We start from the raw sequence: 12,915 nt of genomic DNA on the forward strand, positions 1-12,915 counted from the left end.
GGTGGACCTCGCGGGTAAGGGTCGGCTACCCTGCTGGCTAGAGGGGAGTACTTCCCACGAATCATTCCGGTCAGTACGGGCCGCGCCGTCGCGTCCCCCGGGTGGTTGCCCACGGTATCGCGGGTGAAGGAGACCTCGGCTGGTTTGCCATGTCCGAGGAGGCCTCATGAGTCCTACCCCTACCGTTCTCGCCGCTACCCCCGTCATCGACAGCATCGGAACCCCCTGGCTGTGGGGCGGCACCATCGCCGCGGTGCTGGCACTGCTGGTGCTCGATTTCGCGCTCACCCGCCGCCCGCACGAAGTGTCCATGCGCGAAGCCATCGGCTGGACCGTCTTCTACATCGCCCTGCCGGTGGCGTTCGGCGTGTTCCTGTGGTTCAACAACGGCGGCACGCCGGCGGTGGAGTTCTTCACCGGCTATCTGCTGGAGAAGTCGCTGTCGGTGGACAACCTGTTCATCTTCATGCTGCTGTTGTCGGCCTTCGCGGTCCCGGCGGCGCTGGCACAACGCGTGCTGCTGTACGGCATCGCGGGCGCGCTGGTGTTGCGCGGCATCTTCATCGCCCTCGGTGCGGCCGCCCTGGCCACCCTGGACTGGGCGTTCCTGCTGTTCGGCCTGATCCTGCTGGTCACCGCGCTGAAGCTGCTGGCCGACGCGGCCGGCGGCCACGAGCAGGAACTGGACGTCAACCACATGAAGTCGGTGCAGCTGCTGCGCCGCATCTGGCCGGTCACCGACGACTACCGCGGCACCAAGATGGTGGTGAAGGAAGCCGACCCGGACCAGCCCGGCAAGCTCCGCCGCGTCCTGACCCCGCTCGCCCTGGTGGTGGCCGCGGTCATGGCCACCGACATCGTCTTCGCCGTCGACTCGGTCCCGGCGGTCTACGGCGTCACCGGCGACCCGTTCCTGGTCTTCGCCACCAACGCCTTCGCGCTACTGGGCTTGCGCGCGCTGTATTTCGTCCTGCATGCCGCCCTGTCCCGCCTGGTCCACCTGGCCTACGGCTTGGCCGCCATCCTCGCCTTCATCGGCGTGAAGCTGGTCCTGCACTGGGCCCACGGCATCTGGAACGGCGTGCCGACCATCCCCACCGCCGCCTCCCTGGTGGTGATCGTGGTGGTCCTGGCGACCGTCACCCTCACCAGCATCTACGCCACCCGCGGCGACGAGGAGAAAGAAACCGTGGCCGACCCGCAGTGAGCCGCCACGGCGTAAGCCGATGCCGCTGAACCGTTTCCGGCGTCCACCGCTCGATCCATTCGATCGGGCGGTGGACGCGCCGGGCTAACCGCCGCCGCCTCCGCACCCACCGCCTCCACCACCACAACCCCCGCCGCCTCCACCGCCGCAACCCCCACCGCCGCAACCTCCCCCACCGCAGCCACCGCCGCATCCGCTGTGCCCGCCGCCGCACCCGCTGTTGCCACCGGCGCCGCCGCCCGTGCTGCCATTGATCACACCGCCGCCGCCGTAGGTCGAGCCACCGGACCAGCCTCCCCCGGCCCGCCATCTCTCCCGGCGACGCTTGACTTCGAGATCGGTCCGGATGCCGGATATCACCCCGTAACTCAGCGCGCTCACGAAGCCGAGGCACAGGATCACGGAAATTATCGTGCCGATCATCGCCGGCCTCCTCCCCCGTCTCGCGGCAGCCGTGACCGCGAGATTTAGCCGAAAAATACGCTCGGGGAATCGCTTCGGCCAACCTATTTTTCGGGCCCCACCCGGTCGCGGGATTCGTCGTAGCGTGTAGCCATGTTGCTGAACCGTTCTCGGCGTCCGAGCATCGAGCAGGTCAATCGGGTGGTGGACGCGCTGGAGCTTCCGGAGGCGGTGTTCAAGACCTGTCCGTGGCAGCCACGGGAGCTGGTGGAAACCGGTTTGCGGCAATGGTTGCGGTGTTGCGGGGCGGCGATGCGCGACGATCGGGTGATCGGGATGCCGTCACACGCGGTGGACGAGGCCTGGCACGGGCTCATCCTGTGCACGAAACGGTATGCGCGACTGTGCGGTGAGGCGTACGGGCGATTCCTGCACCACTTCCCGGACGGGGAAGGCACGGGGTCCGGAGACCCGATGGCGGAGCAGTTGGGGCGCACCGTGGTCGCCTGGTCGTTCGTGGCGCGACCGGGCGAGGAATGCGTCCTGTGGGATCTGGACAGCGTTGTGGGAGTGGACCATCCGTGGGGGATTCCCACGGAGCGGGTCCACTCGATCGAAGCAGCGTTGCGGGCGGGCTGACCGCGCGCTACGCACCACCGAGCGACATGGACGGCACCGTGCGCGTCGAGCAACCGTCCGGCGCGGCCTGCCCCGCCAGCCGGTCATCGATCCAACGCAGGACCGCAGCGGTCGCACCGAATTCGAGACTGAGGTGTTCGCTCATTTGGTCCCGCGTATAGGTGATCTGCGCCCCGGACGCGCACCACCGTGCCACTGCCTGGTCGACCTCCGCGATGTGGACGGCCTCGTCGTTCACGGCGTGATAGATGTACAGCGGCGCGGTCGGTGCCACGGCGCCGACGTCCAGGTCGGCAAGCGACGCCTGTGCCTGCGCGAACAGTTGCGTAAAAGGGATCGTCAGGTAGTCGTCCATGCGCAGGAACGCATGCTGAGACACGTTCGGCGTCATGCACTTGCTGTCACCCGCAGCCATCAGAGCTTGCCCGGCAGGTGTCAGGTACTTGTCGAACGCCGCCGCCAGACGTGGATCGGCGCGCATCATGCCCGGCAGCAGCGACGGCAGGAAACCGGAGAACGGACCGGAATCGAGCGACTCCAGGTAGGGGCCGATGGGCGCTGACCCGCCACCCGAGGCGACACCGACCAGTCGTAGCTCAGGGGCGTAGGCCGGTTGAACCTGCGCGGTCCAATCGGTCGCGAACGATCCGCCGGAGTAGCCCGCCGCGGCAACCGGAGTATCGGTGCCAAACAGGCCAAGCGGCGCGAAACCCTCGGCTGCGCGCACGCCGTCGAGCGCGGCGTAACCCGGCTGTCTCGGGGTGAACACCGAGCCTTTCGGCCCCTCCCAGTCGGGCACGGAAATCGCATGACCGGACGACAACATCTGGTCGATCTGCATGAGATCCAGAGAGGCGTCGTACTTGTCGGGCGCTCCTTGCCGGAGCGTGAACGAGGGAGCGCACTGTGGGGCCGAGGCATCCGCGGCAGCCTGATAGGTGATCAATCCTTTGACCTGCCCGGTTCGCGGGCGCAGCACCGTCGTCACGGTCGCCATGGGGTGGCCGGCGGTATCGGTCGTTCGATACAGCAACTGCCAGGCATCGGCGTCCTGCGCCTGCGGCCCCATCGAGGCCACCTCGACGGGTCGCGAATTCAGAATGGTGCCCGGCGCCTTCGAGTCCCAGCCCGATGGCGGGGTGTAGAACGGGTCGTTCTGCGGAGTCGGCAGCGGATCCGCGCCAGCGACCGCCATGGAAATACCGGTAACGCACAACACGGCCGACGCTGCGATCACAGCCGAGCGCAGCTGACCGCGCTTGACCACTGAACCCGTTGCACCACAGGCCGATACGGCACTGCCCACCATTCGGACTTCCCTCCCCGGAGGGGACCGACTCCCGCGAATCCCCCTAGCGGCAGTCAGAGTACATCCCCCGATCGGGATGGATGCCCGAACCGACGACCAAGATCGCGCCGGTCTTGGACCCATATGAGACACGCCCTAGTTGCCGCCGCCTCCGCCGCAACCACCACCGCCGCAGCTGCTGCCACCACCGCAACCGCTGTGTCCGCCTCCGCAACCGTGATGGCCGTGACTGGTGCCCCCGTGGTGACCGTGACCGCCGCCCATGTGGTGGCCGTGGCTGTCGCCCATGTGGTGGCCGCGGCTGTCGCTCGAGTCCCCGCCCCAGTCGCCGGCGCCACCGCCGTATCCCCAGCTGGTGCCGCGATTTCTACGCGCTCGATCGCGTTCGCCCCGGATGATGACCGCCAGCACGGTCCCCAACGTGATCACACTGACGACAACGACGAAAATGACAGCGAACATCGTCGGCCTCCTCCCCCGGCTCGCCGCCCCTACGGCAGCGAGGCGTAGCCGAAAGCTACGCGGGGAGAGTCGGCCCGATCAAGCGCATTCCATGAGGGACTCATCACGGGTATGAGCCCCTCACCACCGGGTACTCGCTACGTCAGCTTGACCCGCGCCGCGAAGAAGCGGGCGACGGCCGGCGCGAAACGGTTGAAGCGGTACTGGAGCCAGGCTTCCGGCGTCACCGGCACCACGTCGCGTCCGTTCTCGACGGCCTTGACGATCTGGTCCGCGACCTTATCGGGGCCGTAGCGGCGGGCGGCGTAGAGCTTGTCGTAGCGCTGCTGCTTGGCGGCTTCCTCCTCGGCGGAGACGCCCGAGAAGCGGGTGGCGGCAACGATATTGGTGTGGACGATGCCGGGGCAGATAGTCGAAACGCTGATGCCGTTGCCGGCCAGTTCGGCGCGCAGGCAGTCGGAGAACATGAAGACCGCGGACTTGGAGGTGGAGTAGGCGGCGAAGCCGCGCTGCGGGGTGTAGGCGGCCATGGAGGAGAGGTTGACGATGCTGCCGCCGAGGCCGCGGTCGGCCATGGCCTTGCCGAAGGCGCGGCAGCCGTTGATGACTCCGTGCAGGTTGATGTTCAGCACCCGGTTGAATTCGGCCGCGGAGGTGTCGAAGAAGTCGCCCGCCGCGCCGACACCGGCATTGTTGATCAGGATGTCGGGCACACCGTGGGTGGCGATGACCGCGTTCGCGTGTTCGGCGACGGCATCGGCGTCGGACACGTCGAGCTGGTAGGCGTGGGCGACGCCGCCGATACCGGCGATGAGGTCGGCGGTCTCCTTGGCGGAGTCCAGGTTGATGTCGGAGAGCACGACTTCGGCGCCCTTGCGCGCGAAGGCGAGCGCGGTCTCACGGCCGATGCCGCTGCCGCCGCCGGTGATCACCAGCAGCTTGTGGTCGAAGGGCCGCTGCTCGGCCCCGACCTCGGCGCGGCGCAGGGTGCGCGGCGCGTCCCCGGTGCGCAGCGAGTCGATGAGCTCGATGGTGGAGGTGGCCAGCAGTTCCGGGTGGGAGAACGGCAACCAGTGCCCGCCGCCGACCTCACGCCGGTACAGGTTGGGCGCGTACTCCTTGGTGTCGGAGTAGCCGGCGGGCCGCACCGCCACATCGCGGCGCGCGATGACCAGCTGCACCGGCACCTCGGTGCGGCGTTCACGCGGATCACCCAGGCGCTGCAGGATATTGGCGCGGTAGATGCGCATGCCGTCGAAGAAGTCGCGCCGGAATTCCGGTCCCAGCTTGATGTTCTCCGGCGAGGTCTCGTTCATCAGGCCGACGAACCGCGACCACATCTTCTCGGTGCCCAGCGGCTTGAGCACCACCCGCGGCACGCCCGGCGTCATGAACAGACCGGTGTAGAGCGAGGAGAGCAGCTGGGTGAACGGCCCCCACACCTTGCCCTGCGACATCCGCGAGCGCACCCACGCGCCGAGGTGGTCGAGGTTGGGTCCGGACACCGAGGTGAAGGACGCGACCCGCCCGGCGGCCTGCGGCTCGCACACGGCCTCCCACATCTGCACCGAACCCCAGTCGTGGGCCAGGATGTGCACGGGCGCATCGGGACTCACCGCGTCGGCGACGGCGAAGAAGTCGGCGGCGAAGTGCTCGAGCCGGAAGTCCTCGGTGCGCTCGGTGCGGGTGGAGCGCCCGTGGCCGCGGGTGTCGTAGGTGACCACGTGGAAGCGGTCGGCCAGCAGCGGCACCACGCGATCCCACAGGTGGTTGTCGTCGGGCCAGCCGTGAACCAGCACAACGGTTTCGGCCGACGGCTCGCCGTATTCGTAGACGGCGATGTCGAATTCGCCGCTGCGCACCATGCGTTCGGCGGCGGGGATGACGGTGGGTTGATCGGTCACGATCTTCTCCTGATTGGAACGGTGCTAGAGGTCCAGCACCAAACGGTCCCCGCCGCAACGGGATACACAGATGAGCATGTCGCCGGCCGCACGTTCGGCGTCGGTGAGCACGGTGTCGCGATGGTCGACCTCGCCGGAGCGCACCCGCACCACGCAGGTGCGGCAGAAGCCCTGACGGCACGAGTACGAGCTGTCCGGACGGGCTTTGAGCACTTCCTCGAGGACCGACTTGTCGGCGGGCACGTCCAGCACCTCGCCGGTGCGGGCCAGCTCCACCTGGAAGGCGGTGCCGTTCACCACCGGCGGCGGCGAGAACCGCTCGGAATACAGTTCCACGCCACGCATCTCGTGCACGGTGTCGGCGATGACCTGGGTCATGACGACCGGTCCGCAGCAGTAGACGGAGGTGTCGGGTCCGACGCCGGGCAGCAGGTCCGCGGCGGTCGGGATGCCGTGTTCGTCGTCGGTGCGCACGGTCACCCGCGACCCGAACGATTCCACCTCGGACAGGAACGGAATGGTGTCGCGGGAGCGCCCGGCGTACACCATGGTCCAGTCGATGCCGAGCCGGTCGGCCATCCGGATCATCGGCAGGATCGGCGTGATGCCGATGCCGCCGGCGACGAAATGCACTCGCGCGGCGGAGGATCCGTGGCCGGGGAGCACGAACGGGAAGGCGTTGCGCGGCCCGCGCACGGTGATCATGGTGCCGACGCGCACCTCGTCGTGCACCTCCAGCGATCCCCCGTTGCCGTCCGGAATGCGCCGCACCGCAACGCGATACGCGTGCCGGTCGGCGGGATCGCCGCACAGCGAGTACTGCCGGACCTTGCCCGAGGGCAGCTCCAGGTCCAGGTGCGCGCCGGGCCGCCATTCGGGCAGGGCGCGGCCGTCGGGCGCGGTCATCAGCAGGCTGACCACGTCGGTGTCGTGGGCTTCGACGCGCCGTTCGACCACCACGAGCGGGATCCGCCAGGCGTCGACCCGCACGTCGGGTTCGTGCCGGTTGACGAAAGTGGCCCAGCGCAAACGGTTTTCGGCGATGAAGTCCAGCACCCGGGTGGTCCGGTCGGCACGTCCCTTGCCGAACAGGTCCTGCGGCGGTGCGAGTGGAACGGGTCGGATAGCGGCGCTCACGAGGCCATCACACGCGCGGCCGGGGACTGCGCCAGGTAGGCCACGGCCTGCGCGGTCGAACCGACACCTTCGGGGCTGTAGCCGGGCTTGAACGTGGACAGCGCGCTGATCAGCAGCGACGGGATCCCGGGCACCGAGCCGCGCCACATGGCCGCGAAGATCCGCGCGACCAGCATCGGATAACGGTGGTTGGGCAGCGTCGGGTCGGCGTGCACCAGGAACTTGGTGCCGCGCAGCAGCAGCGCGATGAAGATCGGGAACACGATCAGCATGAGCGCGCCGCGGCGCACGTAACCGACCTCGAAGTACTCGGCCACGTCGTGGGCGACCATGCGGTGCTCGACCTCTTCGGCCCCGTGCCAGCGGAACAGGTCCAGCATCTGCGGGTCGGCGTCGAACTGTTCGAGGTCGGCGTTGATCACCCAGTCGCCGAGGAAGGCGAAGAAGTGCTCGAGCGCGGCGATCACGCCGAGCCGCTCGACGAGTTGCTGCTGCTGCGCCGCCGTGGTCGCCAGTTCGCGCGGTCCGAGGGTCTTGCGGAACAGGAATTCGGCCTGCCGGACGTACGGCTCGACGTCGATGCCGTGGGCGGCGAGGACCTCTTCGAGGGCGCCGTGGTGGCTCTCGGCGTGCATGGACTCCTGGCCGATGAATCCGATCATGGCTTCGCGCAGCTTCTCGTCCTTGACCAGTTCGAGGGCTTCCCCGAAGGTCACCAGGAACATGCGCTCGCCTTCGGGCAGCAGCATGCTCAGGGCATTGAGGACGTGCGAGGCGATCGGTTCCTGCTTCATCCAGACCGGTTCGGTCCGCGACCAATCGAACCGGACATTGCGGGCATGCAGGGCTACCTCTCCGGGTTCGGTCACCTCTCGGCGGCCCAGCTTCGGAAGTAGCTTCATCGGTACTCCTGGTCTCGTAGCGATTTGCTGCGTGAGCGTAGCAACATTCTACCCGTGCATGAAACCCTGAGTTACATCTAAACCGGACAGGGGCCGTGACACAGCTCCGCCGGACAGCGTGAACGCGAGGTCACGCCGCCCGGCGGAGGGCCGAGATTCGGTTTCTAACTGTCGACGTGCACGTGCGGACGCTGCGAGCGACGCGGGATGGCCCGGCGCAGGATCTCGCGGGTCACCGGCGCGACCTCACCCTCGCCGAAGAACATGAAGCGCATCAGGTTGGTCAGCGGATTGCCCTCGGTCCATTCGAAATACACGTGCGGGCATTCGCCGGTCCGGTCGCGGATGGCGATCAGGATGGACGCGATGCAGTTCGGCACGGCCGCGGCCTCGACGGTGAGGATGTGGTACTCGTCCACGTCCACCTCGGTGACGTGCAGCGTGGTGCTGAACTCCGAGGGGTCCTTCACGATGACCTCGAGGAAGAGGATGGGCTCGCTGTCGGGGATGTGGCTCTCCCGGCGCTGGTCGGCTTCCTTCTCCTTGTACTCCTCCGGCGAGCGGCCGTCGGTGATGTCGTGGGTGACGATGCGGATCTCGCCGCGCTCGGCCAGCTGGTCGATCATCGCGCAGGCCTTCTCGTCGAAGATCACCTCGACGGCGCGCAGCTCGAAGGCCCGGCGGATACGCGAGGCGAACGACACCACCAGGGTCGCGACCACGAACAGGATGGCCAGATGCAGACCCGCGGGCTTCTCGATGATGTTGTCGATGGTGGTGTAGACGAAGATCAGCGACACCAGACCGAAGCCCAGCACCCTCGTGTACTGCTGCTTGCGCCAGGCCGAAATGGTCACCGCCATGGCCGCGGACGTGATGAGTACCAACACACCGGTCGCGTACGCCGCACCCTGCGCGTCCACGCTGGCGTCGAAGTACCAGGTGATACCGAAGGCGATCAGTGCGAAAACCAGCACCAGCGGCCGGATCTGACGCGCCCATTCCGGAGCCATGCCGAATCGCGGCAGATAGCGCGGCACCAGGTTGAGCAGGCCGGCCATGGCCGACGCGCCCGCGAACCACAGGATGGCGATGGTGCTGACGTCGTAGACGGTGCCGAAGGCGTTGCCCAGGTACTCGTGCGCCAGGTACGCCAGCGCGCGCCCGTTGGCCTGCCCGCCCTCCTCGAATTCCTTCTCCGGAATGAGGATGGTGGTGATGAAGCTGGTGACGATGAGGAACCCGCTCATGATGAGCGCCGCGGTGGTCAGCAGCTTGCGGGTGCCGATGATCCGGGTGCGCGGATATTCCTTGGTGTCGGCCGGCGAGCCCTTGATCTGCGGCATGACCGCGACACCGGTCTCGAACCCGGACAGGCCCAACGCGAGTTTGGGGAAGACCAGCAGCGCGACGCCGATCATGGCGAAGATGTTGCCGTGCTTGGCCGTCAGCAGATGCGACCAGTCGGTCACCAGGTGCGGAGCCTGCAGCACCTTGGCGATGCCGACCGCGGCCACCACCAGATTCAGCGCCAGGTACGCGCCGACCAGGGTCACCGCGATGCTGATCGCTTCACTGAACCCCTTGAGGAACACCGCCGCCAGCAGCGCCAGCAGGACCAGGGTGATGGTCATGTTCTGGTCCTGCAGCCACCCGGGCACATACGGGTTCTCGACGATGTGGGCCGCGCCGTCGGCGGCCGAGAGCGTCATGGTGATGGTGAAGTCGGTGGCGGCGAAGCCCAGCAGCACCAGGATGAAGATCTTGCCCCACCAGTTGGGCAGGAACTTGGCGAACATGGCGATGGACCCGCCGCCGTCGTGGCTCTCCCCCGCCACCCGGCGGTAGACCGGCAGCGCGCCCAGCAGGGTGAGCGCGACCAGCACGATCGTCGCGAGCGGGGAGAGCACGCCCGCGGCCAGCGCCGCGATACCGGGCTGGTAGCCCAGCGTCGAGAAGTAGTCGACACCGGTCAGGCACATCACCTTCCACCAGGAGTGCTGATGCTCCTTGGGCGGCTTCTTGGCCATCGGGCCCTGGATCTGCGAGTGGTTTTCCCCCGCGTCTTCCAGTAGCCAGTCCGCGAAGCGCGAGCGCGGCCGTACGTCGGTCGTGGTCAAGGGGGTCCTCCCCGGAGCTCTGCGGTCCGGTTTCTCGAAATATTCCGAAATGACGTGACGAATGTACTCACGACAATCCGGGCACAGAGCGAGCCCGCGCCGTGAGTGGGTGAAGGGAATGTGCTAGCGCAGGTAGGCCGCGACGGCGTCCGCGATGGCCTGCGCGAATCGGGCGCGGCCGTCGGGTGATTCGAGGATCGTGGCGTCGCCGGGATCTCGCATGTTGCCGCATTCGACGAGCGCGGTGGGCCGCTCGGAGAAGTTCAGTCCCGCCAGATCCGGGCGCGGGTTCAGGCCGTCGGAGCCGACATAGGTGGACGGCGTGAAGCCGGACCCGGCCAGGGTGTCGCGCAGGGTGGTCGCGAGCTGCACCGACGGCCCGGACTGGGCGTCGTTGAGCGCGGGCGAGGAGTAGGCGACGTGGAACCCGTGCGCCCCGGCGGGCGCGCCGTCGGCGTGAATGGACACCACGGCCGCGGCCCCGACCCGGTTGCCGAGGGTGCCGCGATCGTTCACGCACGGTCCGACGCCGGTGTCGCTGTCGCGGCTCATGATCACCTGGAAGCCGCGCGCGGTGAGCACGTCGCGGACCCGTTGGGCCACATCCCAATTGAACTCGTGCTCGGTGTAGCCGTCGGTGCCGCTGGTGCCGGTGGTGTTGCAGGGCTTCATACCGCCGCGGCCGTCGGGCACCTGCGCGTTGATCTCGTCGGCGTGCGCGGCGCCGCCGCCGTTGTGGCCGGGGTCGATGACCACCGTGCGGCCCGTGATCGGAAACAGCGGGATGGCAGGGGAATCCGAGGCCGGCCGGTCGAGGGCCGAGCGCGCGAGCGACTCCGATACCGGCGCTGCGGCCTCGCTCTGCATGCACCCCGCGAGCAGCAGGACGCCGCAGAGGGCCGTCATGGACTTCCAGTGTCGGTGTCGCACGGATCAAACGATAACGGTTCAATCACGGACAGGTAAGTCAGTGTTCGAGTTTGCGCAGGATCTGGTGGAGAGTGCGCAGGTCGGCCGGGGTCAGATCGGCCAATTCCGCGGGTGCGGGGTCGGGTGTGGCGAGGGCGTCGGCCACCGTCTCGCGGCCCGCCGCGGTGAGCGAGATCAGCTTGGTGCGCCGGTTGGCCGGGTCGATCTCGCGGGTCACCAGCCCGCGCTCCTCCAGGTCGTTGACCACGACCGTGGTGGCGGGCGCGTCCATGGTGGCCGCCCGGGCCAGCTCCTTGGCGGTGAGCGGGCCGGGCAGCAGCCGGCGCAGGATGCGAATCCGGCTGAACGGCATGCCGGTTCGCTCGACCACCGCGCGTTTCCAGCCGTCGCGGGTGTCCATCACCAGGTGGGTGAGCTGCCGCCAGACCTGGTCGGTGGTGGGCGTGTCATCCGGCATGAACGGGGACCTTCTGTTCCAGCAGGGGCGCGATCCGGTCTCGCGAGCGGTACGCCCAGTCGGTAGTGGCGGCGACTCCGAGCCCGATGACGGCCACGGCGAATCCACTGATGGTCCACCACAATCCCGCACCGGTGAGCGCACCACACAGTGCCACACCCAGGCTCACCCCGACCTGCCGGCTGGTGGAGGCGACCGCCGCGGCCGCGCCCGCCCGATCCAGCGGCATGCCGCTGACCGCGGTGGTGGTGATGGGCGCGTTGACCATGCCGAAGCCGATGCCGAACAGCGCGAAGGTGATGACCAGCTGCCAGATCGGGGTATCGGCGCGCAGCAGGGTGAGCAGGACCGCGGACACCGCCATCAAGGAGCCGGAGGCCAGCAGCGACGGGCGGGTGCCGTAGCGGCCCACCAGTCGTCCCGACAGCGGCGAGAAGACCAGCATGCCCAGCGCCATCGGCAGGTACAGCAGTCCGGTGTGCACGGCCGAGAAGTGCCGGGCGCCTTGCAGATACATCGACATGCTGAACAGGAACGCCCCGAGCCCCGCGAACGAGCAGACCGCGATCAGGGTGGCCGAGGAGAACGGGAAGCTGCGGAAGAAGCGCAGGTCGATGAACGGCGACCGGTGCCGCGACTCGTGCCACAGGAATCCGGCCAGCGCCGCCGCCGCGACGAGGAACACCGCGGGCTTGCCTTCGATCAGCCCGAACACCAGCGTGAACAGCACCGCGATGGCCAGTAGCTGCCCGATCGGATCCATGCCGCGCGGATTGGCCGACTTCGATTCCGGCACGAAGATGGTGGTCAGCGCGAACGCCACCGCGACGATGGGCAGGTTGATCCAGAACACCGACTGCCAGCCCAGACTGTCGATGAGTACGCCGCCGACCATGGGCCCCAAGGCCGTCGAGATGCCGACCACCGCGCCCCACACCCCGACCGCGCGCGCCCGTTCCACCCGGCCGGTGAAGGTGGTCGTAATGATGGACATGGCAACGGGATTCAGCATGGACCCGCCGATGGCCTGCACGAATCGCGCGCCGATGAGGATCTCGATGCTCGGCGCGATGCTGCACAGCAGCGACCCGGCGGCGAAGGTGAGCAGCCCGATCCGGAACACCCGCTTGCGCCCGAAGCGGTCGGCGGCCGCGCCCGAGAGCATGAGCAGGCTGGCGAGGGTCAGCGTGTAGACGTCGACGATCCATTGCAGCCGCGACAGCGGCGCGCCCAGATCGTCGCGGATGGCCGGGATGGCGACGTTCACGATGGTCGCGTCCATGGACGAGATCAGCAGGCTCAGGCAGCAGGTGACCAGGATGATCGTCTTCCGACGCGAGTCCAGCCCCTCAACGGTTGTATGCACACAACTATTGTGTGTACACAACTGTTCCGGATGCAAGGCGCCGCCATGTGTCCCCGGTCACATACGGAGTCCCCCGCGTG

General features: G+C 68.0%; 10 protein-coding genes. 2 read left to right on the plus strand and 8 right to left on the minus strand.

Going from position 1 to position 12,915, the window contains the following annotated elements; translation table 11 throughout:
- Nucleotides 1–166: 166 nt before the first annotated feature.
- Nucleotides 167–1,207, plus strand: coding sequence for a TerC/Alx family metal homeostasis membrane protein (locus ACYVKL_RS11510; protein ID WP_379161953.1), 1,041 nt, complete (start codon nt 167–169; stop codon nt 1,205–1,207).
- 555 nt (nt 1,208–1,762) lie between these two features.
- On the plus strand, nt 1,763–2,248 hold the full coding sequence (locus ACYVKL_RS11515; protein WP_379161956.1) for a glycine-rich domain-containing protein: 486 nt from the start codon (nt 1,763–1,765) through the stop codon (nt 2,246–2,248).
- Nucleotides 2,249–2,255: 7 nt separating this feature from the next.
- On the opposite strand, the gene ACYVKL_RS11520 is transcribed toward ACYVKL_RS11515, so the two are convergent.
- The 8 genes from ACYVKL_RS11520 to ACYVKL_RS11555 all read right to left on the minus strand — a co-directional run bounded on the left by ACYVKL_RS11520 (nt 2,256) and on the right by ACYVKL_RS11555 (nt 12,835).
- Nucleotides 2,256–3,557, minus strand: coding sequence for a lipase family protein (locus ACYVKL_RS11520; RefSeq protein WP_379161958.1), 1,302 nt, complete (start codon nt 3,555–3,557; stop codon nt 2,256–2,258).
- 599 nt (nt 3,558–4,156) lie between these two features.
- Entirely contained in the window at nt 4,157–5,884 is a 1,728-nt protein-coding gene (locus tag ACYVKL_RS11525; protein ID WP_379165690.1) for an SDR family oxidoreductase, read from the minus strand.
- A 63-nt stretch (nt 5,885–5,947) separates the two neighbouring features.
- The gene (locus tag ACYVKL_RS11530; RefSeq protein ID WP_379161961.1) at nt 5,948–7,060 is read right to left on the minus strand and encodes a PDR/VanB family oxidoreductase; all 1,113 of its coding nucleotides are present in this window, start codon (nt 7,058–7,060) and stop codon (nt 5,948–5,950) included.
- Nucleotides 7,057–7,962 carry a metal-dependent hydrolase gene (locus ACYVKL_RS11535; protein ID WP_357192244.1) on the minus strand — a complete coding sequence of 302 codons (906 nt, stop codon included), beginning with the start codon at nt 7,960–7,962 and terminating at the stop codon, nt 7,057–7,059. The genes ACYVKL_RS11530 and ACYVKL_RS11535 overlap by 4 nt, the downstream gene beginning before the upstream one ends.
- Before the next feature lie 164 nt (nt 7,963–8,126).
- Nucleotides 8,127–10,082, minus strand: a complete 1,956-nt coding sequence (locus ACYVKL_RS11540) for an APC family permease (RefSeq protein ID WP_379161964.1) — start codon at nt 10,080–10,082, stop codon at nt 8,127–8,129.
- Nucleotides 10,083–10,205: 123 nt separating this feature from the next.
- A complete protein-coding gene (locus tag ACYVKL_RS11545) occupies nt 10,206–11,012 on the minus strand; it encodes an N-acetylmuramoyl-L-alanine amidase (RefSeq protein ID WP_379161967.1) in 807 nt (268 codons plus the stop codon).
- Nucleotides 11,013–11,049: 37 nt separating this feature from the next.
- A complete protein-coding gene (locus ACYVKL_RS11550; RefSeq protein WP_213560141.1) occupies nt 11,050–11,469 on the minus strand; it encodes a MarR family winged helix-turn-helix transcriptional regulator in 420 nt (139 codons plus the stop codon).
- Entirely contained in the window at nt 11,459–12,835 is a 1,377-nt protein-coding gene (locus ACYVKL_RS11555) for an MFS transporter (RefSeq protein ID WP_379161970.1), read from the minus strand. The genes ACYVKL_RS11550 and ACYVKL_RS11555 overlap by 11 nt, the downstream gene beginning before the upstream one ends.
- Nucleotides 12,836–12,915: the final 80 nt, after the last annotated feature.

This window comes from Nocardia tengchongensis, assembly GCF_054781395.1.

What these genes read in the sequence shown, in the direction of transcription:
- ACYVKL_RS11525 (WP_379165690.1), bottom strand. Translation starts at nt 5,884, where the DNA reads ATGGTGCGCAGCGGCGAATTCGACATCGCCGTCTACGAATACGGCGAG.
- ACYVKL_RS11550 (WP_213560141.1), bottom strand. Translation starts at nt 11,469, where the DNA reads ATGCCGGATGACACGCCCACCACCGACCAGGTCTGGCGGCAGCTCACC.
- ACYVKL_RS11535 (WP_357192244.1), bottom strand. Translation starts at nt 7,962, where the DNA reads ATGAAGCTACTTCCGAAGCTGGGCCGCCGAGAGGTGACCGAACCCGGA.
- ACYVKL_RS11520 (WP_379161958.1), bottom strand. Translation starts at nt 3,557, where the DNA reads ATGGTGGGCAGTGCCGTATCGGCCTGTGGTGCAACGGGTTCAGTGGTC.
- ACYVKL_RS11515 (WP_379161956.1), top strand. Translation starts at nt 1,763, where the DNA reads ATGTTGCTGAACCGTTCTCGGCGTCCGAGCATCGAGCAGGTCAATCGG.
- ACYVKL_RS11510 (WP_379161953.1), top strand. Translation starts at nt 167, where the DNA reads ATGAGTCCTACCCCTACCGTTCTCGCCGCTACCCCCGTCATCGACAGC.